The 24997-nt window shown below is 42.6% G+C and carries 19 protein-coding genes; 1 reads left to right on the top strand and 18 read right to left on the bottom strand.

Annotated elements, in window-relative coordinates:
• Positions 1-250: 250 nt before the first annotated feature.
• From F6J90_RS40285 to F6J90_RS40300, 4 genes are all read right to left on the bottom strand, one after another.
• A complete protein-coding gene (locus tag F6J90_RS40285) occupies positions 251-2869 on the bottom strand; it encodes a ParA family protein (RefSeq protein ID WP_293107586.1) in 2619 nt (872 codons plus the stop codon).
• A gap of 35 nt (positions 2870-2904) precedes the next feature.
• A complete protein-coding gene (locus F6J90_RS40290; RefSeq protein WP_293107588.1) occupies positions 2905-3315 on the bottom strand; it encodes a HEPN domain-containing protein in 411 nt (136 codons plus the stop codon).
• Between the two features lie 343 nt (positions 3316-3658).
• A complete protein-coding gene (locus tag F6J90_RS40295) occupies positions 3659-4273 on the bottom strand; it encodes a PEP-CTERM sorting domain-containing protein (protein ID WP_293107590.1) in 615 nt (204 codons plus the stop codon).
• Between the two features lie 310 nt (positions 4274-4583).
• The gene (locus tag F6J90_RS40300) at positions 4584-4730 is read right to left on the bottom strand and encodes a hypothetical protein (RefSeq protein WP_293107592.1); all 147 of its coding nucleotides are present in this window, start codon (positions 4728-4730) and stop codon (positions 4584-4586) included.
• Positions 4731-4824: 94 nt separating this feature from the next.
• On the opposite strand from F6J90_RS40300, the gene F6J90_RS40305 reads away from it, so the two are divergent.
• A complete protein-coding gene (locus F6J90_RS40305) occupies positions 4825-6222 on the top strand; it encodes a transposase (RefSeq protein WP_293107594.1) in 1398 nt (465 codons plus the stop codon).
• A 452-nt stretch (positions 6223-6674) separates the two neighbouring features.
• On the opposite strand, the gene F6J90_RS40310 is transcribed toward F6J90_RS40305, so the two are convergent.
• The 14 genes from F6J90_RS40310 to F6J90_RS40375 form a co-directional block, all read right to left on the bottom strand.
• Entirely contained in the window at positions 6675-7397 is a 723-nt protein-coding gene (locus F6J90_RS40310) for an emopamil-binding family protein (RefSeq protein WP_293107596.1), read from the bottom strand.
• Positions 7398-7897: 500 nt separating this feature from the next.
• On the bottom strand, positions 7898-8668 hold the full coding sequence (locus F6J90_RS40315; protein ID WP_293107598.1) for a methyltransferase domain-containing protein: 771 nt from the start codon (positions 8666-8668) through the stop codon (positions 7898-7900).
• Between the two features lie 167 nt (positions 8669-8835).
• Positions 8836-9852 (bottom strand): aromatic ring-hydroxylating dioxygenase subunit alpha, encoded by a 1017-nt coding sequence (locus F6J90_RS40320; RefSeq protein WP_293107600.1) that lies wholly within the window; start codon positions 9850-9852, stop codon positions 8836-8838.
• A gap of 251 nt (positions 9853-10103) precedes the next feature.
• Positions 10104-11099 (bottom strand): Rieske 2Fe-2S domain-containing protein, encoded by a 996-nt coding sequence (locus tag F6J90_RS40325; RefSeq protein ID WP_293107602.1) that lies wholly within the window; start codon positions 11097-11099, stop codon positions 10104-10106.
• A gap of 43 nt (positions 11100-11142) precedes the next feature.
• The gene (locus tag F6J90_RS40330; RefSeq protein ID WP_293107604.1) at positions 11143-12276 is read right to left on the bottom strand and encodes a hypothetical protein; all 1134 of its coding nucleotides are present in this window, start codon (positions 12274-12276) and stop codon (positions 11143-11145) included.
• A gap of 98 nt (positions 12277-12374) precedes the next feature.
• Complete coding sequence (locus F6J90_RS40335; protein WP_293107606.1) at positions 12375-13394, bottom strand: aromatic ring-hydroxylating dioxygenase subunit alpha; 1020 nt, start codon at positions 13392-13394, stop codon at positions 12375-12377.
• A 191-nt stretch (positions 13395-13585) separates the two neighbouring features.
• Complete coding sequence (locus tag F6J90_RS40340) at positions 13586-14947, bottom strand: cytochrome P450 (protein WP_293107608.1); 1362 nt, start codon at positions 14945-14947, stop codon at positions 13586-13588.
• Positions 14948-15029: 82 nt separating this feature from the next.
• Complete coding sequence (locus F6J90_RS40345; RefSeq protein WP_293107610.1) at positions 15030-16694, bottom strand: FAD-dependent oxidoreductase; 1665 nt, start codon at positions 16692-16694, stop codon at positions 15030-15032.
• A 59-nt stretch (positions 16695-16753) separates the two neighbouring features.
• Complete coding sequence (locus F6J90_RS40350; protein ID WP_293107612.1) at positions 16754-17794, bottom strand: SDR family NAD(P)-dependent oxidoreductase; 1041 nt, start codon at positions 17792-17794, stop codon at positions 16754-16756.
• Positions 17795-17965: 171 nt separating this feature from the next.
• Complete coding sequence (locus tag F6J90_RS40355; protein WP_293107615.1) at positions 17966-19321, bottom strand: transposase; 1356 nt, start codon at positions 19319-19321, stop codon at positions 17966-17968.
• 376 nt (positions 19322-19697) lie between these two features.
• Positions 19698-21089 (bottom strand): cytochrome P450, encoded by a 1392-nt coding sequence (locus tag F6J90_RS40360; RefSeq protein ID WP_293107617.1) that lies wholly within the window; start codon positions 21087-21089, stop codon positions 19698-19700.
• 160 nt (positions 21090-21249) lie between these two features.
• Positions 21250-22095, bottom strand: coding sequence for a phytoene/squalene synthase family protein (locus F6J90_RS40365; RefSeq protein WP_293107620.1), 846 nt, complete (start codon positions 22093-22095; stop codon positions 21250-21252).
• A 59-nt stretch (positions 22096-22154) separates the two neighbouring features.
• Positions 22155-23519, bottom strand: coding sequence for a cytochrome P450 (locus F6J90_RS40370; protein WP_293107623.1), 1365 nt, complete (start codon positions 23517-23519; stop codon positions 22155-22157).
• Positions 23520-23593: 74 nt separating this feature from the next.
• The gene (locus F6J90_RS40375; RefSeq protein ID WP_293107625.1) at positions 23594-24952 is read right to left on the bottom strand and encodes a cytochrome P450; all 1359 of its coding nucleotides are present in this window, start codon (positions 24950-24952) and stop codon (positions 23594-23596) included.
• Positions 24953-24997 lie beyond the last annotated feature (45 nt).

Below are 24997 nucleotides of genomic sequence, written 5' to 3' on the forward strand. Positions count from 1 at the left end.
ATGATTATATAATAAATTTGTCAAGGGTTTTTATAAATTTTTTTTGGGGGGTATTTTAAGGGTAAAAAAAAAGCGATCGCAAAGATTATGCGATCGCTTTTTTTTGTATAGCGGTCTGTAGGCTAATTAGATAAACAGATTTTTTTTACCTGTTCCCTATTCCCTGTTCCCTGTTCCCTATTCCCTATTCCCTGTTCCCTGTTCCCTACCTTTACAGATCAAGTTTAAACTTGGTGCAATAATATCTTATTTATGCTTGCCCCTTTCGGGTCATACCGATACCAGAGAGATAAAGATCAGGAACTTTATAACGTTCAACGTAATCTTCAGTTCCTTCATAAATAGATAACAAACCCACTTCTCTAGCAAGCTTTAACTGATCATCTAATCCAGTTACCTCAGTTGCCTTGAAGGGCGAACGTCCTATGCTTATCAGACGATCAATCAACTCTTGAAGTTCACTAAACTCTTCATTGATCAAGGCATCTAATGCTTTTTCTGATACCTTTTCAAGAGATGCACTCAAAGCCCGTGGTCGGATGATAGTTTTCTGATAAGGATTTCGCTCTTGCTCGTTTATTTCCCAATCTTTCGCCTCTACGAAAAGTTCTAATAGAGCACGGGGACTATGGTTGTTACTGCCATCAGCAATTCGTTTCCAGACCCAGTTCCGAGTAAAGGCAGATTTCCCCCCTTTCATCCGCTCACCAACCAAAAGATTCCAAATTTCAAAGACCTGTGATTCACTCAAATAGTCACTAAAGGCGTCACTACTTGATGACAAATTTGATAACAAACTACCTTGCTGAATTGAATTTACGACAAGTACTTTAAATCTATCCGATTTCAGAGCTTGCTTAATTATAACTTTAAAAAAATCTGCTCGCTCACGCCATTCAAGGACTACAGAACGCCCGAAAAAGTGACTTTTATTATCGAAGCGAAGCCTACGCCAGATATCTTCCCGTAATAGAACTTTGAATTTTAATTTTTTCAGATTGTCCCCTAAATCAGTAATCAACGAAAGCAGTCCTTCAATTGCTTTAGTGCGTCTTTCTCGATTCGGTTGTTCATTTCCAAATCCTGTATCAAGTCCATCGAAAAGAAGAATAATAGTAGATTGTGCAGCACGATCGAAACGAGTTAGCCAATCTCTTGCCAATAAACCTACTTGAGATTGTGGTAGTAAACTCTCAAACCATCGCACAACCTCTAATTCCCTAGTAGGATCAGTCCCTAGAACTTGTAATAGAGCGGCATCCGGTTGAGGCTTCTCTCCAGGCCAGGATAGGTGACAGGCAAGACAAGTCTGGAGTAACCAGAAGTCACGCCAGCTTTTTCCTGTAGTTTCTAAAGCCTCATCAATGGCGGTGAAACTTTCAGAGTTGATAACCCACGGGCGATCGTCTTTGAGATCACTGGGGGATAAAACTACAATGGAAGTTTTCTCAGAATCTTCCACCAGACGACGGAAAATAGCCGTTTTACCAGTACCTTTACGACCAAGGATTAGAGGGATGCGAGGATGAAGGGCGCGATTAACTAACTGTGTTTCTACAAAGGTTTCCAGAAAATTATCTTGGTATTCTGCTCTTCCTGCAGAAAATTCTAACTCGTTTAAAATTTGCCCCTTACTATCGGACAAACTATTCGGTAGCTCTTCTTCACTAGCTGTAGGGAGAAAACGTTCTAACCATTCAGCAACCGGCTCAAAGTCACGCCACGTTTCTTGATTAGATAAGATTTTATCTGATGTGGCAATCTCTTCTCGATAGGGAATAAAATGTGTAATATCTGATTCTTTAATCGGCTCTGATCTCGATTGTTTATCCCTCAGCACAGAGAGCCAGTCTCCAATCCATTCAATAGCTCTATGTTGGTATCGTTCCACAACTTCTGGTGCTTTACTAGCAGGAATTGGAGACACAATAAATCGTGGCTCTGGAGTAAGCCGCTGTTCACTTCGTCTAGTCTCAGCAGCCAGCAATGCACGAACCAGTTCACCCGTACCTCTTTGAGCTTGAGGATGAGGAAAAAAAACAATAATTGCCAGATCAGCCAAGTCAAACAGGAGCGGTCCATTGAGAGGAGTCATTCCTGTGCGAGCATCTAGTAAAATGACATCAGGCTTGAAAGGAAGACGATCACTACTTAAAATCTGAATCAGTTCACGTAATGGATTTCTATCTTCCCGATACCAAGCTCCAGGTTCCATAAAGCTCAGCAAACGCGCATAATTGGCATTGGGTAAACCTGCCGGAAGACAGTAAATCTCATCGGTTTCAGAAACCCTCAGAATATGATTACGGATGTCAGGCTCTTCCCCTTGCTCCAAACTTAGTAAAACAAATACCAACCCCTGTTGATCCTTAACCTCGTCTTCCTTTCCAAACAAAGCCGCTAATCCTGGAGCTTCCAAATCCATGTCAACACAGAGCACAGTGCGTCCACGACTGGCAAGAATTCGGGCAGTATAAGCCAGGGCAGTTGAGCGACCAACTCCTCCTCTGAGGGAATAAAATGTTGCGACGATCGGTCGGTCAAGGTCTTCGTCTAGATCCGATGGAAATAGGATTGCTTCAGGATTACTAGAGCCAGAGCGAGAGCGAGCCAGAGCTTCAGGCCAAAGGGGTACGTTTTCAAGGGTGCAATCAATGGGAACAGAGTCAGCCCATTCCTGCTCCTTCTCCTCAGGAGTGAGCAAATCTAACCACTGAATGGTCAATTCTTTTAGTCCCTCTAGAGCAATGTTCTTACGTTCTTGTTTGGATTTGCCATCAAATCCTCGGGAAATGACAGCAATACGCCAGCCTAGAAACGGATCCGGTTGAACCCGCAGCTCCGTAATCTCTAAAGCTGCACGTGACATATTTTGATGAATACGCTCTTTAATTTCTGAATGGTTCATCTGCGCCTCCGGGATTTAGGACTAATTTTAAACTTTATAAATTTTGTTAACTGCTTTGCTCCATCTACCAACTCCGCCATTGTCAGGCTACTATTACAGGTTAGTTCATAACGTAGGGATGTATCCCAGTTTTCTATAAAAAATGTCTTTGCACCTGTAGGGTCACGGATATCGGAGAGACGCAATCCCGCTGCTTCCCATAAACCCCGTAGATTGTGCCCCTGATTACCATGTTTCGGAAATGGTTTATTTTTATATCGTAATAACGCCTTGAGACTACATTCAATAGCATATCCTGCCATATAAACCGCTCCAATTGATTGACTTCTATTTTTTAGAATAGCGTCTGCATCTTTGGTTCGTTCCTTGGCGATGTCGATCCAGTCACTTACAGTTGTGGGAGCCATTACAGATATTTATACTTGCAATTAAATTGATAGATTATAACACAAAAAAAAGTCCATAAAAATGGACTTAACTCGCTCTATACTTAGAATTTATTCCTCTGAAATAGTACTTAAAAGTAATGTAAGTATTCAGCTATCAGCCGTTGGCCGTTGGCCACGCTACGCGAACAGCCGTCAGCTAATCAACGGGAGGTAGTAAACAAGCTTACGGGCTGGTAAGGTTGGTTGAAAATCTCTGCTCGTTTTACTCATCTGACTCCGTTCAGTTAAAGCGCCTGCTAGCTGATAGCTGATAGCTGATAGCTGATAGCTGACGGCTGAATGCTTACAAAATAATCCCTGATTATTTATCCTTTTTTCTAAACAATCCACCAGCACCTAAAGCAGTAAGTCCCAGTAGTGCTAATCCAGAAGCCGGTTCAGGTACACTAGTTGGATCTGGCTTTGAGGGATCCTCGGTGATCGTTTCCTTAAAATTAGGATTGGGATCAACATAGGTAGTTGGAGGTAATAGGGAACCCCCAAGAGTAAAGGTAATTCCTGACTCTCTGTTCCAGGTAAGGATATAAGCCCCGGCATCAACAGCCCTACCAAAATCGATATCTAGAATCCAACTATCAGGGGTAGCGTCAAAGGTAGTAACAAAGGTTCTAGGAGGAAGAGGAAAAGGAGAAGGCAATGGTTCAAGGGTAATATCAGAACCGACTTGCTCTAACCCTTCTACATCAAGAAACCAAGAAAGTAATTCCCCTTCAGTATTGTACTCAACAAACCCCTGGTAATCTCTAGTTTGGGGAGGAGGCTCTGGCAGAAAATCAGGAAAATCTGATAATTGAAGTTCACCGCTGAATTCTTGGTTAATTACCTGCTCAGCAGCAGCCGGTAAAACTCCAATGGTAGCAGAGGTTAAAGCGACAGCAGTAGTAACAAGAGCGAATTGCGTAGAAAGATTAGTCATATAAAGTATCCTCGTTCAGTATGTAGATAATAGGGAACAGGGAACAGGGAACGGTAGGAAAGAGTTTAAGCATTCAGCTATCAGCCTATGCGCTATGCCCACGCTACGGGAACGTTTTATCTGAGTTACGCCTGAAAGCTGACAGCTGTTCGCGTAGCGTGGCCAACGGCCAAGGGCTGAATGCTTACGAAATAGTTAACAGGTTTGTTATGATAAATTATTATGATTTATCATAATCGCTTGTCAAATAATAGAGTTAGCTTGAATTATACTTACCTCTAAATTACATGTCAATACTTTATCAAAACCCCTAAAATTGACGATGCCAAATTGCCTGATTAGTATAGGATTTATAATATAGGAAAGGGAGTAGCGATGCAGTTGCTGATCGGCGAAATGACAACCATTGCTCCCCATCTCCCCATCTCCTCATCTCCCCATCTCCCCATCTCCCCATCTCCCTACTCCCTAAGACGAAAGTCCCTCACCTAATTGAGAACCACTACAGTCTATAATATGTAAAGCGCAATAAAAATCAGGAGGTGATCGTCATGCTGCTCAACTACCAATACCAGGCTTATCCAAGTAGTAAACAAAAACTAGAACTAAATGATTGGCTACGGATTTGTCGGTACTGGTACAACTGGCAGTTGGGCGATCGCTTTCGGTGGTGGAATGAAAACCGCACTGCTGTTAATTCTTGTCCGTTGATTACTTATCTACCAGAACTCAGAGATAACCCCGGTTATTTCAGTCAAAAAAAGCTGTTACCAATCTGGAAAAAAGACTTGGTGACAGTTGTCCACTCAGGTGAATTGCTGGACTTTACCCGAGTTCCGGCGAATACTTTACAGGACGTATGTAAAAGAGCAGACCTAGCTTTCAGTCGATTCATCAAAGGCGATTGTAATGGTAGTCGTAGCGGAAAACCCCGATTTAAAAATCAAGCTAGATACAGGACTTTAAAGATAGATGGGAAAGACTGTTTTTCTGTAGCCAGAATCGAGAAGAAATGGATATGGCTAAAGATAAGTAAACTCAAGGGCTGGCTCAAAGTACGACTACATCGTCCGCTGCCCGACGGGTTTAAGCTCAAGAATATTCTAATCACCAAGAAAACCGATGGTTGGTACACAACCTTATGCTTAGAAGATTCTACAGTACCAACGCTTACACCAGAAAGTGTTATTCCCACTTGGGATAATAGCATAGGGTTGGATGCGGTACTTTATGGAGAAGATTATCTAGCAACATCTGAAAACACCAAACTACCTTCACTTAAGTCTTACCGTAAAAATCATTCTGATTTAGAAAAGGTACAGACAAAAAAGAATGCCAAGACAAAAGGCAGTAAAGCTAGAAGGAAATTGCAATCGCGTGAAGCGAGAATACATCAACGGATTGCTATGAGCCGGAAGGATCATGCCTATAAAACAGCTCATTTGCTGGTTAGAACCGGAAAAAAAGTTTTCTATTATGAAAATTTGAACCTTACTGGTTTAAATAAACGAAATAAACCCAAGCCAGATGGGAAGGGTGGATATTTGCCTAATGGACAGTCCGCTAAATCTGGATTAAATAAGTCTTGGTTGGACGCAGGGTTTGGGCAGTTCTTTGAGGTACTGGGCTACATAGCTGGAAAAGCTGGAGCAGTAACGAAAAAGTGTAACCCTGCCTATACCTCTCAGCTGTTAAGCTATCGAGACGAGTTTGTATTCACGGATTGCGACCTCCGCGAGTATTGGGATGAGCAAGAAATGTTAATGGTTGACCGCGACGTAAATGCCGCAATTAACCTAAAACGAGTGGGGCTGGGCGTGTTCCCCACTATAAAACGCTGTAAGGGGAATCCGGTTATAGCTAGGTCTATAACTAATAGTACCTCAAAGGAAGTTTTAGTAGCTCTAAGGAGTGCTAGAAGCTTACACTTAACGGATAGGGAAGTGTAGGAGCGTCACCTAGGCAGACCTCAGCCATGCCAAACAATTGGATCACCAAATTTAGTGATCATGACCGTAAGGGATACTTCTAGGGAGCTGTTATGGGATTGACCTTTGGTCACGCTGCGCGAACGCAAAATTATTGTCGCTAAATCTGTTATTATCCCCGTCTAGTTTTTCCAGCTCAAGCCAACTTGTCACCATGTTAAGGGATAGATCTAGGGAGCTACTATGGGATGCTTCTAGGTCCCTGTTATGGGATTGACCTTTGGTCACGCTGCGCGATCGCGAACTTCTTGTCACTAAACCTGTTATTATAGCAGTCATCGTTTTCCTATTCAAAAGGTTTCACACAGAAACTTTGCCCCATTGGCCAGGCCATCCCATTCCCGTAGCGTGCCTCAAAGGCCAAGGCTGATAGCTGATAGCTGATAGCTGATAGCTGAATGCTTACGCAAGCCCTAACTAGACTTCATGAACTCAACATCAGAGCGATCGCGATTGTCAGATTTTATATCTAAAACAGAGATAGCTACATAAATACAAAAGATAGAAAAGAAAACCCAAAGAGAATTGAGTCCCCAAAACTTAATCCAAAAATTGACAAAATGTTCGGTATCTATATTGGGAAAGCCATTTAAAACCTCTGTACCAAAAAACAAAACAGCACCATATAAATCCATTAGTGAAGTAACCAGAATACACAAGCCAGCTTTTCGGGAATTTTTCTTCAGAAGATAAAAAGCATAAAGTGTTAAAGGTCCGCCTATGGTAGCAGTCACCCACTCTAAAATAACAGTAGCAGAGTCTGAGATGAGATAACGGTGATCGGCAACACCATAAGCCCACCATATCCAAGCCCACTTATCTTTTTCCGTGACATTGTGTAGATATGGATGAACAAAACACCAGCTTAACTCCCATGTAACATGAGCAATTCCCGATATTAATAACCAAATGCTGCAAATAGTTATTAGTTTTTCTGCTCTTGTCCGGTTTCCTTCCTTCGAGTATAACCAGGGGGATAGCAACAGCCCTAGCAAGGAAATGATCAGTATAGTAGAAGCAATATTTGAAGAAGTTACTGGGTCTGCTTTGAACAAGATTATCAGGGCGAGTGCCCCTGGAACACAAACAAGTGCTGCCACCACAGTTATGATTTGAACTACTCGAATTATTGTCATATTAGCTGTAGATTAATACACAAAATAGATTATACACAATTAGTATTGGATGTACTGACAAACAAGCAATATAGCACTACGTGCATACATACCTTAGGATAATTTACTATTGCTATGTGATTAGTCATTAGTCATTGGTTATTGGTGATTATCTGCCCATTATTTATTGCCTGTTCAGACAGTCATCATTTTTTAAAGTCACCTTGAACTGCTATAAAATAGCCTAATCATAGCCCTTAGCACTATATTGAGTAGTCCAAGACTCAAAACAAAAGATCTGAAGCAAATTTTAGTAAATCGCAAATGTAAATTCACGGAAAATAAGGGTGGTAGCTCTCGTCAACCAGGAGACAAACAGGTCTCTTGCAGCGATCGCCATATAGCAGCTAGCACCCTTGGCTAAATACTGCTTTAAAGGGACTTTACCGATGTCCACATGTTTGGCTGAAATGTCATATGGCAGAAATTATAAAAAACTTTGCGATCTACTACAAATATAGTTATGGCTTCTTTGCTGAAGCCATAAGATAATGTTTTACAGAAGAATTTAGCATACCATCATATACAGTCATGTATTGGCGAAAAGTTGGCTCATCAACTTTTTCTGCCGAAAACTGATCCTGGAGCCAACTCATCATACGTCGGCAATATTCTCCCCAAGACTGATTTGTTACGTCAATAAGTTCCACCTGTTTGAATCCTGCTTGTAGGTAAGTATCTTTGTACTCCTCCATATTTCTGACATTGTTCTTCAAAGGCACTAGCCATTCACCTACCCACTGGGTACTTTCAAAGATAATGTCGGCTAGTACTAGATGACCACCTGGCTTCAATATGCGCCAAGCTTCCTGTAAAAATTCATTTCTTGTATCAAAGTGGAAGGCAGCCTCAACACAAATGATGTTATCAAACGAATTATCTTCAAACTCCATCTTCACTGCATTCATAACAATGAATGTGCAGCCTGGTGCGTTCAATCTACATTTTTCAACTTGTTTTTGAGAAATGTTGATACCCACGACATTACTAGCTGGATAATAGTTGAGAAGATGATTGGTAGTGGCACCTAAGCCACAGCCAACATCAAGTATTTTGCCCTTTTTGTCAGGAATGAATTCTAAAAGCTTATCTACAATATTCTCGCAGGCTTCCTCTTGATTTAGAGTGTCAGAAAGCCAGAAGCCAACATTAAAAAAATCTTTTTTAAAGTAGGATTTTCTTTCTAAACAATAGAAAATCATCTCATCATATTGACTAACAAAATCGTTCATTTTGCTCTCTCCTACTTAATAGGTTTAATGCTTCGGATTACAACGAATATGTTGACAATAGGTTGCCAATCTTAATCTTGTAAATTTAACTAAAAAAAATTTTTTTTTATGGTAATACTTCAGGAAACTTCAACCAATCAAAGTCTGGATTTAATTCTGACATCTTGCTACAACATCTGTACTACAGCTTTGGTTATAACAGGCTGTTCGGCGTAGAACTGACGTGCCCAGTGCCGATATTGAGCAATGGGTGCATCCCCATCGCAAAAATTAGGCACAGTTGGATAAATCTTATTTTCTAAAATTGGAATATCTTGCTGAATCTCTTGTTGTAACCGCTTGATAAGGTTTTGTTTCACTGCAAATGTTACAATTGGATTTAGAAGTTTTTGAAGACTTATAACTGCATGAACTTCAATATATTCCCTATCAATAGGAGTCATAAAAAACATAAGCAGTACGTTCACATCGATTCTCATCTTGGCACAAACTCGTATCAATTTGCAGCCCAATCCGTAACAGGTAATATCTGACAATGTTTCTTCCGGTGTTGCCAACAAGATTTGGCTACCCAAAAACTTTCCTCCCTGACGAGAAGCGCGCCACTTCAGTACTGATCCTTCTACTTCCAACGGCTCAGTTTTCACGGTATCCCATGTAATATGTACAAAGGGAAGATGGGCATAATCGACGGCATTCTCAATAATTTCTTGAATATGTGTACGGATTTTCCAACTTTGACCTAGGCGAAACGGAGTCCATTCTCTGGATGTATATTCTGGTAGTTCTGGTACTGCCCAAGTTGGTTTTTCTCCCTGAGCATGATAGTAAACCATGATCACCCCATTCACTTCACAAATAGGCCATGTAGAAATTTGAGCCTTTGGTGGGATTTTATTGGCATAAGGAATATCAACACATTGCCCCTGACCGTTAAAACACCAGCCATGAAAGGGACACTGAATAATGTCTCCCTTGACTTTGCCGCCATAACCCAGATGTGCTCCCAGGTGTGGACAATGGGCATCGAGAAGGTGAACTTCACCTTGTTGAGTGCGGAAAACCACCAGGTCTCTACCAAAATAGCGGAGTGGTTTGACCTGACCTGGGCGCAGTTCGTCACTGTAGGCAATACGGAACCAGCCGTTCGGAAAAGATGTAAACGGAAAACGGGATTTCAACATAGATACTGCTTGCATGTAGAAGGAAGTTAGGTCGCTAAAAGTTTACAATAATCAATTGGTTAGTCAGTTTTTAGACTTTTTTGCGGAATGTTGAATAACAAATGACAAAGCAGAGGCAGAATCGTCTTATATCATGTCCGGATAATTAGTTATAAAAAACCATTACCCTTGAAACCTTACTCCTTTACTTCAGCATAGCTGCCTTCGATACACTTTTATTATGGGTATTCAACCGGACTTGATATTACAGGTTAAACCTGAGATTTTACAGGGGCGCTGCTGTAGAACTGACTAGCCCAGCGTCGAAATTTTATAATTGGTCCGTCTCCCTCACACATTAAGGGATTCGTTAAGTAAAGCTTGTTTTCCCAAAGCGGGATATCTTTATCTGCTTCTTGATGAAACACTTGAAGCGTTTGCTCTGCCACCGCAGCGGTCATCTCTTCGCTAGGAAGCTTTTTGAGGCTAAAAAGATAATTATAATCTAAATATTCCCCATCAATTGGAGTATCGTAGAACACTACCATATACTCGTATTCAAACGGCATTTTGACATGGTATCGATGCACGATATGGCCTAGCCCATATAGCGTTTGTTCGATGTAGGCTTTTGTTTCCGGACTGGAAGGAATATTTTTTGAACTGGCGCTGTAGCTCCACTTCAAAACCTGATTGTCTATATGCAGAGTGCCGCTTTCAACAGAATCAACTAAATGCGTACCATATAGATGCCCGACATCAATCAGGTTTTCTTTTGTTTCCTGTAGGTGCGAACGGATTTTGCGCCGACTGACAACCTTAAAAGGAATCCATTCTGACGAAGTTAGTTCGGGCAGTGGTGGTATTTCCCAAGTTGGGAGTTTTCCTTCCCCATGATAGTAAACCATGATTACCCCATTTAATTCACGCACTGGCCAAGGGGAAATCGCTGCTTTGGATGGAATTTTATTGCCATAGGGGATATCGACACATTGCCCATCAGTGTTAAAGCACCAACCATGAAATGGACATCGGAGAACTTCGCCTTTCACTGTACCCCCATGACCTAGGTGAGTCCCTAAATGAGGACAATAGGCATCAAAAACGTGGGGCGTACCCTGCTCTGTGCGAAAAAGAACTAACTCTTTGCCAAAGTAATGGAGCGGTTTAACTTCGCCAAAGCTCAGTTCATCGCTATAGGCGACCCGGAACCAACCATTGGCAAATGGTGTGAAGGGAAAACGGGATACTTGAGTATTTGCGGTCATTGCTAATTCCATAAGTATAAAGGCGATATTAAAGTAATAGGATTTAGTACAGGAAAGGAATCATTCTAAATTGAGCTCGATCGCAATAGGTTTCCCACAACTTTCCGTACTTGGCACGACAGCGTTGCTCGTCGCGCCAGGACCGATGGATCAGGAGCGAGCAGAGCCACAAAGGAAGCAGATAGGGAACTATCGATTGAGTTCCCGTTGTCAGAGCGATCGCCAGATAAACGCCAATTTCTCCGGTATAGTTCAGTTTCCGTCCCACTCCCCACCAACCTGAAATTAACAGTTTTCCCTGTAAGCTTTGAGCTGGCTTGCCCCAAATCTCTGCGTTGGGGTCTTTCTTAAAGCGATGCTTCTGGAGATTTGCCCCTCGAAATAGCCACAAACTGAAGCAATAAAGCAAACAGATGCCAATAACTATGGCTATAGGCAGCGGTGAGATTTTATCGATTAGAAACCAGCCAGCAATACTATAGAAAAATGGCACCAAAACCAAATCGCCCCAGATCAGCATGAATCCAAATCTTTCGGCAATTATATCCCACATCGACAAGGCGCATTCCTCATAGTAATAATGACTGGCCAGATAAGTCCACCAAAATATTTCAAAGAGCCACATTTGCAGAGAAACCTGTCCGTAGGTTTCATATTGCACATAGGCAAAGGAAGTATTGAGCAGTCCTAAACCAATTAAAGAGGGCTGGTAGGCAAAGAATTTTAAATCTACGCCGAGCCAAGTTGGATTCAGTTCAACGCCCAACCACAAATCGCCGAAAAGTTTGCCCAATGATATTTTTTCTGATAATTCCTTATGGTTGGGCTGAGAATTCAAGTCTTGTCTCTGCTTGCCACCTAAATATAAAACCAATGTCCAAGCCAAAGCAAAGCCATTAGCAACAATTAACAATTCCCAAAAATATTGATGAATAAAAGCTAAAGACCAGTTAAATAATAAGGTAGATATCCCGATCAAAAAAGTAACTAATCCAAATAATATAAGACCATTGAGTTTATAGGATTTTTTAGTACCATCTGCTTCTGTATAGCGACTTTGATATATTTTTCCAGGCAAAAATCTCGCGGCAGCAAACAGGGTGACCGTAAAGCCAACAAAAATAAATATTGCATCCAATAGCCGAGACAGATTAACTGACTGTAAAATATCGTTCATTTTCTATGTGCGATCTTAATATTAGCCCGCGTAAGCTGCGATCGAACCATTCCATAATTATTCATTTTTTCGCTCCTATAAAAAATTAATGAGAAAAGTCACGACTGCTGTACTAGAACTTTGGCGAGATTCTTTTGTTCTGAGTAAAACTGGCGAACCCAGCGTCGATATTCTCGAATCGGGCCATCACCCTCACAGAGGTTAGGAGTACTTCGGTAAAGCTTGTTTTCCCACATCGGCATATCTTGATAAATGGCAAGTTCAGCTTCACGAGCGGGATCATGACCGATAAATCGAGTAATCACTCGATTCACTATTTTCTTAACCCCAAAAATTCCTTGTAGTTCAATATATTCCTCATCAATAGGTGTGGGAAACAGATCAAATAGTATCCATACTCCTCCCAATACATTTACACGGACGCGGGTTGCCAAAAACCCTAAACCATAGCAGGTAAACTCATGAGAAACAGTTAACTTTGGGTTAATCATCGGAATTGGAAATTTATTTTTGTAGGTTGGATTGGTGCGGTAGGTAAAAACTGGCCCTTTGATTTCTGGAGGCGTTCCCCGCTCAAAGTCCTTGACAGCTTGAGGATGACGACAAGTCAGGTGAGCAATGTCCGAACCGTTTTCTCCAATTTCTTGAACATGAGTTTTAATGTTCCGCCAGCTGATGCGCTTGAGCATTACCCATTCTTCTGAGTTGTATTCGGGGAGTTGTGGCATTTCCCAGGTTGGTTGCTCTTGATCACGACTGTAGTACATCATTATTAAGCCGTTGACTTCTCTAACTGGCCAAGCTCGAATCCTTGCCTTTGGTGGAATTTTGCTGGCATAAGGAATATCAACGCATTGCCCCTGACCATCCAAGCACCAACCGTGGAAAGGACATTGGATTGTTTCCCCCTTGATTTTGCCACCATGACCCAGATGGGCTCCCAGATGGGGACAATGAGCATCGAGAACGTGGGCTTGACCCTGTTGGGTGCGGAACAGCACTAGGTCTCGACTAAAATAGCGCAGTGGTTTGACCTGACCCGGACGCAGTTCGTCACTGTAGGCTATTCGGAACCAGCCACTAGGAAAAGATGTAAACGGAAAACGGGATGCGATCATTGTTATTAATAGAATTGAATGTAGCTTTTCACAAAACAAACAAGGGAATCTCTAATCAATTCAAATGCACTTCCAAAAAAGGGTAAACCTTTTACCCAAGGCGGTTTAGGTAATTTACTAGCTTTGTTTCGGCGATTGTTTTATTCATCAGTTCATAGTCTTTTCGATTGAAATTAACAAGCATTAGAGACTTACTTGCGCTGATAACGCACTAAACAGGGTTGCCGTGGCCCTACAACCCAAGTTGTATAGTTTGGCTCGTAGCTGCCTTGAACCAACTCCAAATCAAATTGCTGTAAGAGAATGCTCCAAATGACTTTAACTTGCTGATAAGCAAACGCCTCACCAATACAGCGGTGTCGTCCACCGCCAAATCCAATCAGAGCATATCTATGCTGTCTGTGTTCCTCTCGTCCGGGAGCAAAACGGCTGGGATCGTAGCGATCAGGATTTGGAAACACTTCAGCTATCCTATGGGAGACCGCCGATGAAACCATGACTAAACCCCCCGCTGGCATTGTATATTCTTCATACTCAAAATCCTCTAAAATTTGTCGCATCAGCATGACCAGTGGCGGACGCATCCGTTCGGCTTCTCGAATCGCACTTTCCAAATCAGACAATCGACCCAGCGCCGTGAGGGACATTTCTGGATTTTCCCCAAAAACCTGTTTTTGCTCCTGTAAAATTGTCGGAAGATACTGAGGATGTTGTAACAACAATATGCCCGTCCAAGCTGCTAATACAGCACTAGTATGCTGTCCGGCAAACAACAGGGTAAGTAATAAGCCTGTAATATTATCTTCCGATAAGGCAGTACCATCAGAATATTGAGCTGCGATCAAGGTTTGTAGGAAGTCTTCTGTCTCTATGCCTTGGTTGCGTCGATTGGCAACGATCTCGGCAATTAATTCCACCATGCGAATGCGAGCTTTGTCCCGGCGCTTGAAAGAAGGCAGGGGTAAATAAGGCCAGAAAAAGCCCAGGAGGTGGAGTGCGCCTTCTATGTCATGGTACAAGTGGGCAAACTCAGTTGTGAGATGGGTGCGGAACTCTTCACCAATTAGACAACGACCCGCAATAAAAATTGTCAGCTCATTACAGGCGGAAAGCAGGTCTATCTCTCCAGAACTTCCCCAAGAATCAAAGTATGCCTGTGCTTCTTGAGCCATGAACTGAGCATAGGTTCGCATTCGCTCCTCCCGTAGTGCAGGAAAAACAAACCCTATCTGTTCGCTCATAATTTCGGGACTGGCATCATAGGCAATGCCTTTGCCAAAAATCGGAATCGTAAATTTGTAGGCTTCCCTAGCGCTGAGTTGGTGGTCGGGAGCCTTGAAAAAAGCTTGATTGGCATTGGGTCCGGTAAGTACGGTGACTTGTTTTCCGATCAGATAAAAGGAAAAAATATCGCCAAACTGTTGTCGTCCTTTGTGCAGCAATCCCACCGGATCGCGAGCAAATTCTAAAGCATGGCCAAGATAAGGAAGTCCATGACTCAATCTGGGAGGATATTTCTTGGTCGGGTGGGAGGGGGTATAAGTTGTGGCCATAACGATGGTTAATAATGTTTTTAATCTGTTAGTTAATTGAACGGTTCATTAAAGGTTAATTGAAGGCTGATTAAAAGTTTTGCTACGCATCTTGCGTTGCATGGCAGGCAGCGATATAGCCAAATGTCATTGCAGGGCCAATTGTTGCTCCCCCTCCAGGATAGGTATCGCCCATGACAGAAGCCGAAACATTTCCAATAGCATAAAGTCCCGCGATCGCCGAACCATCTTTTCTGAGTACACGAGCATTCACGTCAGTTTTTAAGCCTCCTTTGGTTCCCAAATCTCCTGGAAAGACTTTAACCGCATAAAAAGGCGGGCGATCGATTGCACCCAAACAAGGATTAGGCTTGACTCTGGCATCGCCATAGTAACGGTCATAACTTTTATCTCCTCTATGAAAATCAAAGTCTCGACCCGTTACGGCGTACTGATTCATTTTTCGGATTGTTTCTATTAACCCAAGGGGTTCAATGCCACATTTTTTTGCCAATTCTTCAATTGTATTTGCTACCTGAATATAGCCCTTATCGATATATTTTTTAGGGGTCAAACCGGGCATTAGCGGGCCAGTTGGGTATTTATTGCGAAACCGGCGATCGAAAACAAAAAATGCGGGAATGCTATCGGATTCGTACATTTTTTTGACAACATCAATATAGGGCTCGGCTTCATTCGCGAAGCGTTTCCCTTGGTTATTGACGATCACGCTGCCCGGTAAGGATTTCTCAATAATGAGTACATAAGCGTATTGGGTTCCGGGTACAACGCTTGTGGGCGTCCACCAGGCTTCTTCCATTAGTTCGCATTCAGCTCCAACGCTCATTCCCATAGGAATTCCATCCCCCATATTATCTGGGTTGGCAGCCGTCCATCGGTCAGAAATAGGATGGCGTTGATACTGCGATCGCATTAACTTGTTCCGAGCAAAACCACCACTGGCCAGTATTACCCCTTTCTTGGCGCGAATCGCGATTGTTTTGCCGTTTTTTTCGGCTTTCACGCCGACAACCGTATTGTTTTCAATCACAAGTTGTTGTACTGGTGTGTTGAGCCAAACCGGAATATTGTGGTCAACAAGAGACAAACGCAATCGACCAATCAGGGCGTTTCCCATTGTTAATCTAGAATCATGTGGAGCAAGCAAGCGTCGAGGATTTAAAAAATATTGACTGAGAATATAGGCAGCATTTAATCTTCCTTGCAAAGAAGAATTGACCATCTGGCTGGCTTCCTGAGGAGTGACCGTAATCCGACCCCAAATTAGAGTTTGTGGATGAGGTCGGCGTAGGTCTTTGGCTATGATGCCAAGCTGATCTCGATGGAGGGGTTTGGCAATTAAGGTCCGTCCTCCTTCTTGCTTGCAGCCGTAATGTTCTGCATAATAATCCGAAAGGCCGGGTAAAATTTCAAAGCGTACGTGGGAATTTTTCTCCAGATATTCGACCAGAGTTGCAGCTCTATCGACATAGGCTTGCAACCGTTCTTCTGCTACCTGAGATTGGGTAACGGCTTGCATATAAGCGAGAGCTTCTTCAGGAGAATCATCAATCCCTGCTTCAGCCATGAGATGATTGCACGGAACCCAAATTCCCCCACCTGATAGAGCTGTAGAACCCCCATATACTGAGGATTTTTCTAGTACGATCGCCTGATTTTGGCGATCGCCTGCCACCAGTGCAGCTGTCATGCCCCCTGCGCCCGACCCAACAACAACAATATCTTTTATATAATCCCAGGTTGACATTAATCGTTAAATAATATAGTTAGTGTTTTAATATTTTTTTTAAGATTTTTATATAAAAACTAAAGTAATGATTGAGCCTGTAATTTGGGTTTGGGGGTGGGATTTTCAATCAAACCCCTACGCAAAAAGTCTTCGTAGGCTTCGCGAACTGCCTGTTTAATGGAGGTGGGTTGATACCCTAGCTCGTAAATTGCCTTACGGCAATCCGTTCTCAGACGAGTCTCTAAAATCCTCAAATCTGTTGCATTGAGAGCCCGTGACATATTCGGAAAAAATGAATTAAACAACGCATCCGTTATTTTTGCCATTCCCAGGGAGGCTGACACTGGTAAGCGAAGACGAGGACGAGGGCGTCCCGTGACATCCTCGTAAATGGTCATCATTTCATCCATAGTTAGGAATTGAGTGCTGAAGCTATACTTTTGTCCTGCCCGTCCCTTTTCCATCGCCAGAATGTGCCCAGAAACAATATCGTTCATCGCTACAAACTCGGCACCTCCTGTCATATAGGCAGGTAGCTTTCCATTGGCAAAATTGATTAGGGTTTTTCCCAAGGGAGAAGGTTGGAAGTCGTTGGGACCGACTATCACCCAAGGTATCGCAATCACCACATCCAGGCCGTCGGCAAATGCCTTTAAACACTCGTGTTCTACAAAAACTTTCGTCAATTCATAGGGAGAATGGGGTGCAAAAGGATGGAAGGGAACCGTTTCGTCACTGGCTTTATGGAGCAGCTTGCCAAGGGCAAAGCCCGAGCTAGTCACGACAACACGAGACACGCCCCCTTCCAGGGCTGCCCGCAATATATGGATCGTTCCCAGGACGTTGCAATCGTAGATTTCTTGTTTGAAACTAGCATTGCCATGGAGAGTAGAAACTTTTGCCGCACAGTGATAAATGCGATCGCATCCCCGAACTGCTTTGACAACTGCAGGCCAATCTCTCAAGTCCCCAGACACTCGCTCTAAGTCCAAGCCCTCAATTGCCAAACTACGATCAGACTCCCATTCTAGAACCCGTACCTGTTCACCCTGCTTCAGCAAGCGACGAATGAGATTGGCTCCCAAATGGCCGCTGGCTCCCGTTACTAAAATTGTCATGGTTTATATCATGTCCGGATAATGAGTTATAAAAAACCAACTTCAATGAAACATTACTCTTTTACTTCAGCATAGCTGCCTTCTGCCCTCTGCCTTTGATAAACTTTTATTATGGGTATTCAACCGGACTTGATATTAGCCCCTGATTGTGCTGAAAGATAATTTGATGAACTACCCCGCCCTGGACGAGGACGGGGTATCAGCAGACCCGTCTGATGAGCGTGATTTTTGACGCTTCATCTTTCCCAGTTGCCTCATCGATCCAGTGTGCTTACTGGCCTTTGAGGTAGAGCTAGAAAATCCACGTTTGTCGAGGTCAGTTCCGTACCCCGGCTGTTTTCCATTAGCTGCATTGAACATCACCATTGTGCTTGTCTTGTCTCTATCAAGTTCAAACCCGCAAGCATCACAGGTGTGGTATCTATTCGATAGTTCAGCCCATTCTTTGTGAACTTTTCCACATTTTGGACAGCGCTGAGATGGTTTTAGCTGTCTACTTGGTAACTGAAGGACAATTCCGCCTTTGAGTTCAATTTTGTAGGTCAGCATTTTATTGAGAGTACCAAATCCTACATCTAGAATGGCTTTGTTCAATCCAGCTTTTTGCTTCTTTCTTTTTGACCCTTTTTTTGCTTTTCGGGTCATCCCTTTCGTGTTGAGCTTTTCAGTTACGCCGATGTCATAACGACTAGATAGATCTGACGTAACCTTGTGTTGCCAGTCTTTGCGCGCCAAGCCAACTTTCCTTTTTAACTGGGATTCCTTTTTGTTGGCTTTTTTCCAACGCTTAGACACCTTTATGCCTTTTTTGAAATTAGGAGCTTGCTTTCTACGTTTTTCTTTCCCGGCTGCCTTCACTTTAGGCTCTAGAGTTTTAGTAAAACGCTGGTTAGCTATCTCCTCGAACTCGCTGCCATTGAAGGCTGTGATTGCTGTCTCAGTCCCCAGGTCATAGGCTACGATCTTCTCGTACGTCAAATCAGATTCTGAACCATATTTAGTATCAGGGGTTTCTGCTTTGACAGTTATTGAAGCATACCAAGCGTTTACACTAGGCTTGTAAGTAATTGTTAAGGTTGTTGGTGTTCCCCAAAACTTTGCCTGCCCACGCATCTTTATAGTGAGACCGAGGTCGTTCAGTGTCAAAGTCCCATGCTTCCCGTCAGTATTCACTTTCCAGCCAGCTTTACTAGGGTAAGTCCATCCGGAGTAGTTCCGAATTGGCTTATATTTTGGGATTCCACCTAATCCTTGAAAGAACCGATTATAAGCTAGGTCTACTCTCTTTAGAGTAGCTTGCAAAGACGTACTATATAACTCCTTATATTCCGGCCAGCATTTTTTGAAATCAGGCAAACAGTTTTGCTGATAAAAATATCCTATAGACTTTTTGTTTACTTTCCACTCATAACGGCGTTCAGCTATCCCGGCGTTGTAAAGCAACTGGTGCAGTTTTCTCGCATAAAACATTTTTGATGTAGCTGTTTTATTGGGATATAGACGAAATGTCTGTCTGAGAGTCGCCATAAATGGAATCACCTCCTTGAATTTTTTATTCTTTGCTTGCTATACTTTTAGTATAGTTGATGGTAAATACAAATGTCAACCACAAAAAGGAAAAAACCTCAGAAAAGAATGAGGGGCGCGCCCGCTCATTATGACGAGCTAAAAAGACAACACGGAATCTGGCTAACAGATACGACTTGGAAGTGGTTGCAGTTAGCAGCTAAAGACTCCGGGGTAAGCGTTGGAGAATACATAGAGAGCTGGGTCAGAAAACAGATCTCTGGTATTTGAGAGGGCTATCCATCCCCCACCTGGACGTTCGCGTAGCGTGGCCTACGGCCAGGTGGGGGAATTTCGCCCCCTCAAACTCCCCCTACTTTGTTAAAGATCAACCTCATCAACTCACCAAAGCTTCAGCTGGGAGAGATTGGCAATGACGTTGACCCTTGAACACCATTTTTACCCCTTGGTCAGGTGCAACAACGAAGCCTTTCACCTTGGGTTTTAGCGGTCGAGCCGTTTCCACTAATTCCAAGTTGTAGTGAGACAGAATTGTACCCAGAACCAGTTTCATTTCAAAATAGGCAAACTCTGAACCGAGACAGCGACGCATACCTGGTCCAAACGGAACATATTCGTAAGCAGAATAGTCTCGTTCTAGAAAGCGCTCTGGTTTAAACTGGTCGTGTTCGGGGTATAAATCTTCACGATGATGAATCAGATAATTACAAGGAATAACAATCCACCCCGGCTCTAGTTGGTATCCCATCACCTCTACTGGAGATTTAACTTTTTGAGGGGATATGATTGGGACAATCGGATTGATCCGCATTGTTTCTTGGCAAACCGCTTTGAGATAGGGGTGTTGGGCTAAACTCATAGAATTGGGATTTTCACCCAATTGACTCAAGTGATTCAGTAGTTTTTGATGGACTGGTGGTGTTCGGTGAACCCAATACAATGCCCAAGCGGTGGCCATCGCAATCGGCTTATAGCCACTGGTTAAGAAGGTGAGTAGTTCGGAATGAATTTCTTCATCGGTCATGGGCTGACCCTCTTCATCATGGGCTGTTAATAGCATAGTCAGAATATCATCCCTATCCGAGTCAAGATTCTGACGACGATGAGCAATTTCTTGGTACAAAACCTGGTCAATTTCTGCTTTCACTCCCTTAAAATATCCCCAGGGACTCCAAGCACCCAGATCCTTTTGCAAAAAAGGTAAATACATAAAAATACCTTTTCCTGGAGAAGTGATGTAGTCCAGTAAATCAATAAATAACTGTTTTAACCGGGATGAAGTGCTTCCTTTCTCTAAACCAAACACAACCTGGAACATAGACTCCATTGAGATATCTCCCATGACATCACAGGCATCAAAGGCTGTTCCTGGAGTTAATTCTTGCATGAATTCTTGGGTTACTTGACAGATTTTTTGACCATAACTTTGTAGCCGCTCTCCATGAAAATGAGGCATTAATAATTTGCGATGGCGTTGATAATGATTCCGATCTTGCAAGGTTAATAAAGAATAATCCCCTACTAAAGGTCGAATTAAATCACGGCTTTCACCAATAAAGGGATCGAAATACGAGGTCAACTTTGTAAAAATCTGTTCTACAGCTCGAGGATCGCCAATCACAACAGCCGGTTCGGCATTAAACCAAAATTTACCCGTGAAAATATCACCATAACGTTGAGCTGCGGTTTCTGCATACTCGATACAATCTATATTCCATTGTAAGGTTTGTAACCAACCTGGAGTTTTAGGACCATTAGGTAAAACCATCGTTCAGGATCTCCTGTTGAGTTATAATTTTAACTTGAAACTATTGAAGTTGTTAATGTTGAGATTTATTTCCACAGGTCAAGGTAATAAATAATAGTTAAAATTTGATTTATATAAGATGAGTTTTTTTTTCTTTAAAATTTAATTTGTTCTGTTTTTTTTACCTAGCAGTAAGCGATTGTTTTGGATGAGCAATTTCTGCAATAATTTTAATGACATCAGTACGACTTAGTTTTTCTTTTCCCTGGGATAAAATATCCAGAGTTGCATGGGCGAGTGCCAGTGGAATACTACAAAAATCCAATGCTGGTCCTTGACCAAGAGTATGGGAATAAGCATCAGCTAGGGCAAGATTTCGACGGGCATAGGTCAGCATCTGAGCTTGCTCCCAACCTTCTGGGAAAAAATCAACCCCACGGTTTAAGTCTTCAGCATGGTTCCGAAGAATGTTCACCGCTTGTAACCCTCGACCAAATCCAATCGCCTCAATTCGATTAGTTTGAGTATTGTCATACCACGACCACAATTCTGAAAGTAATAATCCCACAGCACCCGCTACGCTAAAGGTATACCGGTTTAGATCGGCTTCTGTATTAATTGTCCAGTTTCTATCGGCCCAATAAGCCATTCTGTCTGCCATAGCTGCCGTTGTGTCCCAAATTCGTGGCCAAATATTTTGTGGAGCGAGTAAAGCCCATTCCTGAATTCGGAGAGTGACTTCCGGAAGAATACCTTGGTAAAGCTTCAGTTCTGAGAATGCCCCTAGATGAAACTGATCTGTTCCTTCTTGCAATGTTTCGCTCACCCGATGCAATAAAAATGATTTTGTCCCGTTATCTAATTCCCCATGGTCTTCAATTTCATCGATTGCTCTCATACACAAATAGGCAGATGCAACGGCTTCTTGCAAGTGTGGTGGAAGACGAATGATTGGAATATAAAAAGTTCGGCTGGTTTCCTCAAGAACTTTTAGGGCATCATTGTGAGAGTGATTTTTATAATTCATTGAGCTAAGATCTGTTTGATAGAGGTAAATTGACAGCTGATGTTATCCCTGACTCATCATTAGTGATGACGTTCCACAACCTGTACCCAGAAATTCTTAGGACAGGGATTGGGATTGTAGACCGTCTTAAGCTTGTAGCTAGGGGGATCAATGTGCAATTTCACACGCCTCAATAATGTAGCCATGATGGTCATGATTTGAATTTCAGTCATTCCTTTAGCAAGACAAACATGAGCACCCAAACCAAATGGGGCATAGGCACCGGGCTGATGATGCTCGTTTCGGGGTTCGCGATAGCGATCGATGTCAAAAGTATAGGGATTTGGAAAAAATTGGTCTAAAAAGTGGGAGACACTGGTTGCAACCATGACTTGTTCTCCCCGTTCGACAGAATACCCAGCAAATTGAAATGACTGTTTGACTGATCGGGGCAAAACTGGGCTAGAAGGATACATCCGTAACGTTTCCATTGCCGCACCATGCAGAGATTTCATCTCTCTCAGAGCCGATGCACTCAAGGGTTGTTTTGCCAAAACTGCATTGACTTCAGCGGTAACACGCTCCAACACCTCTAGATTTTTCAACAAGGCAAAGATCATAAAAGTACAGATGTTGGCTGTGGTTTCCATCCCCCCTAAAAAAGGACTCAGCACTTGAGGAATTAGGGCGGCTTCTGAAAAAGGTTGTCCATTTTCGTCCGTTGCTTCTAACAAATCATCAATAAAATTTCGTTCTCGGTTGATCGGTGGAACCGCAGGATGGTGAGTAATCAGCTTTCTAGCCAGTTCCATCACTCGTGCTTTTGCTTTCAAATAACCTTGGCGACCCAGCGCTTTTTCTGACCAGCCTTTGAATGCAACATTGATATTAGTACAAAAAAAATGTCGCAAATCCTGAAAATAATCGTCAGGTTCATAATTAGCAAAGGTTAGACCTAATTGCCTAACCACAAGCTGCCGTATGGCATCAATGACTTTGATCCGTTGTCCAATCTGCCATTGATTTACCATTTGTTCAGTTGTTTCTACTAAAAGGGGCAAATAGGGCAGGATGGCTTCCCGGGAATACCCTCGATTCATAATCTGGCGAAGATGACGATGGGCTGATCCTTCCATCCGGGAAATAAAAATATCCGTACCGTATTCTTGAGAATAGCTTTTCCATATTTCAGACAAGGTTAAGTAGTTATCACCCACTTGGGACATAAAAACGTTACCTTCTGGACCAGCCAGAATTGTAAAAGATTGGTTTGGTACTTTGACTCGGAAAATAGAACCAAACTGCTGGTAATTTTTAACTAAGAAACCAACAAAATTATTGGTCATTCTCAGGGCATTTCCCAATAATGGAAGTCCCGGAACAAGAGGCGGTTTAAGCTTCTGATTCGTTTCCCTGCTTGCGTCAATTGTAATTTTTTCTATCATAGATTAATTATGACTTGGATTTGTGACAATTATCGGTAGTAACGACATCGGATCAAATACGAACCAAAACATTCTTAATGACGACGCTCGATCAGCCGCACCCAGAAGTTTTTAGGACAAGGATTGGGATTGTAGATAGTCTTGAGTTTGTAAGTGGGCGGGTCAATTGCCAATCTGACTCGGGTCAATAACGTTGCTATTATGGTCATAATTTGAATTTCAGCCATTCCTTTGCCCAAGCAGATGTGAGCGCCTAAGCCAAATGGGGCATAAGCACCGGCCTGATCATGCTCGTTTCGGGGTTCGCGATAGCGATCAATGTCAAAAGTATAGGGATCTGGAAAAAACTGTGGTAGAAAATGGGAAACGGTGGTGGCAACCAAAACGCGCTCTTTTTCTGCCACGAAGTATCCAGCAAATTCAAACGCCTGTTTTGCTGTCCGAGGTACTGCCAAAGTAATGGGGTACATTCGCAAGGTTTCCATGGCAGTGGCATGGAGAGATTTCATTTCTCTGAGAACTGATGCACTGAGGGCTTGTTCCGTCCAGACTGCATCCACTTCCGCAGTCACACGCTCCAATATTTCTGGATGCCTTAGCAAGGCTAGGAGCATAAAAGTGCAAATATTAGCAGACGTTTCCATCCCAGCAAAAAACAGACTAAATGCTTGAGCAACCAGGACTTCCTCAGTAAACGGTTCTCCATTTTCATCCGTTGCATCTAGTAAATCATCAATAAAATCTCGTTCTCGGTCGATGGGTTGATGAGTGCGATGATTTGCAATAATTTCTTGACCTAATTCGATAACTCTTGCTTTGGCTTTGAGATAATTGGGTAGACGTTGAGCCATTTGGGGCCAGCCCTTAAACGTCACATTCAGATTCGTACAGAAAAACAACCTTAAATCCTGCAAATAATCTGCAGACCCATGATTAGCTAAGGCTAAACCTAACTGTTCTACCACAAGCTGCCGCATAGCATCAATGACTTCAATTCGTTGCCCAATCTGCCATTGATTTACCATTTGTTCCGTGGTTTTGACCAATAGGGGCAAATGGGGCAGAATAGCTTCTCGGGAATACCCTCGATTCATCACCTGGCGGAGATTGCGATGTTGAGATCCATCCAGTGCTGAAATAAGAATGTCTGTGCCATATTCAGGAATCATCCTAGACCACACTTGACGAGGAGTTAAGTAATCATCTCCAAATTGTGACATGAAGTGATTAGCCTCTGGGCCAGCAAAGATAATAAACTTTTGATTCAGAGCTTGAACACGAAAAACTGGACCTAAACCTTGATAGTTTCTAACAAAAAATCTAACTGAATCACTGGTCAATTCTAGTGCATTTCCAAATATTGGCAATCCTGGAACCAGAGGTGGCTCTTTTACTTGATTAGTTTGATTTTTTTTTACAATAGTCTCTGGCATTTTAATGTTTTTTAAATGATGTTCGATAACGTATTAGATGTTTCA

Source organism: Moorena sp. SIOASIH, assembly GCF_010671925.1.
GTDB lineage: Bacteria > Cyanobacteriota > Cyanobacteriia > Cyanobacteriales > Coleofasciculaceae > Moorena.

What these genes read in the sequence shown, in the direction of transcription:
- F6J90_RS40285 (WP_293107586.1), bottom strand. Translation starts at nt 2,869, where the DNA reads ATGTCACGTGCAGCTTTAGAGATTACGGAGCTGCGGGTTCAACCGGAT.
- F6J90_RS40290 (WP_293107588.1), bottom strand. Translation starts at nt 3,315, where the DNA reads ATGGCTCCCACAACTGTAAGTGACTGGATCGACATCGCCAAGGAACGA.
- F6J90_RS40295 (WP_293107590.1), bottom strand. Translation starts at nt 4,273, where the DNA reads ATGACTAATCTTTCTACGCAATTCGCTCTTGTTACTACTGCTGTCGCT.
- F6J90_RS40300 (WP_293107592.1), bottom strand. Translation starts at nt 4,730, where the DNA reads ATGGGGAGATGGGGAGATGGGGAGATGAGGAGATGGGGAGATGGGGAG.
- F6J90_RS40305 (WP_293107594.1), top strand. Translation starts at nt 4,825, where the DNA reads ATGCTGCTCAACTACCAATACCAGGCTTATCCAAGTAGTAAACAAAAA.
- F6J90_RS40310 (WP_293107596.1), bottom strand. Translation starts at nt 7,397, where the DNA reads ATGACAATAATTCGAGTAGTTCAAATCATAACTGTGGTGGCAGCACTT.
- F6J90_RS40315 (WP_293107598.1), bottom strand. Translation starts at nt 8,668, where the DNA reads ATGAACGATTTTGTTAGTCAATATGATGAGATGATTTTCTATTGTTTA.
- F6J90_RS40320 (WP_293107600.1), bottom strand. Translation starts at nt 9,852, where the DNA reads ATGTTGAAATCCCGTTTTCCGTTTACATCTTTTCCGAACGGCTGGTTC.
- F6J90_RS40325 (WP_293107602.1), bottom strand. Translation starts at nt 11,099, where the DNA reads ATGACCGCAAATACTCAAGTATCCCGTTTTCCCTTCACACCATTTGCC.
- F6J90_RS40330 (WP_293107604.1), bottom strand. Translation starts at nt 12,276, where the DNA reads ATGAACGATATTTTACAGTCAGTTAATCTGTCTCGGCTATTGGATGCA.
- F6J90_RS40335 (WP_293107606.1), bottom strand. Translation starts at nt 13,394, where the DNA reads ATGATCGCATCCCGTTTTCCGTTTACATCTTTTCCTAGTGGCTGGTTC.
- F6J90_RS40340 (WP_293107608.1), bottom strand. Translation starts at nt 14,947, where the DNA reads ATGGCCACAACTTATACCCCCTCCCACCCGACCAAGAAATATCCTCCC.
- F6J90_RS40345 (WP_293107610.1), bottom strand. Translation starts at nt 16,694, where the DNA reads ATGTCAACCTGGGATTATATAAAAGATATTGTTGTTGTTGGGTCGGGC.
- F6J90_RS40350 (WP_293107612.1), bottom strand. Translation starts at nt 17,794, where the DNA reads ATGACAATTTTAGTAACGGGAGCCAGCGGCCATTTGGGAGCCAATCTC.
- F6J90_RS40355 (WP_293107615.1), bottom strand. Translation starts at nt 19,321, where the DNA reads ATGGCGACTCTCAGACAGACATTTCGTCTATATCCCAATAAAACAGCT.
- F6J90_RS40360 (WP_293107617.1), bottom strand. Translation starts at nt 21,089, where the DNA reads ATGGTTTTACCTAATGGTCCTAAAACTCCAGGTTGGTTACAAACCTTA.
- F6J90_RS40365 (WP_293107620.1), bottom strand. Translation starts at nt 22,095, where the DNA reads ATGAATTATAAAAATCACTCTCACAATGATGCCCTAAAAGTTCTTGAG.
- F6J90_RS40370 (WP_293107623.1), bottom strand. Translation starts at nt 23,519, where the DNA reads ATGATAGAAAAAATTACAATTGACGCAAGCAGGGAAACGAATCAGAAG.
- F6J90_RS40375 (WP_293107625.1), bottom strand. Translation starts at nt 24,952, where the DNA reads ATGCCAGAGACTATTGTAAAAAAAAATCAAACTAATCAAGTAAAAGAG.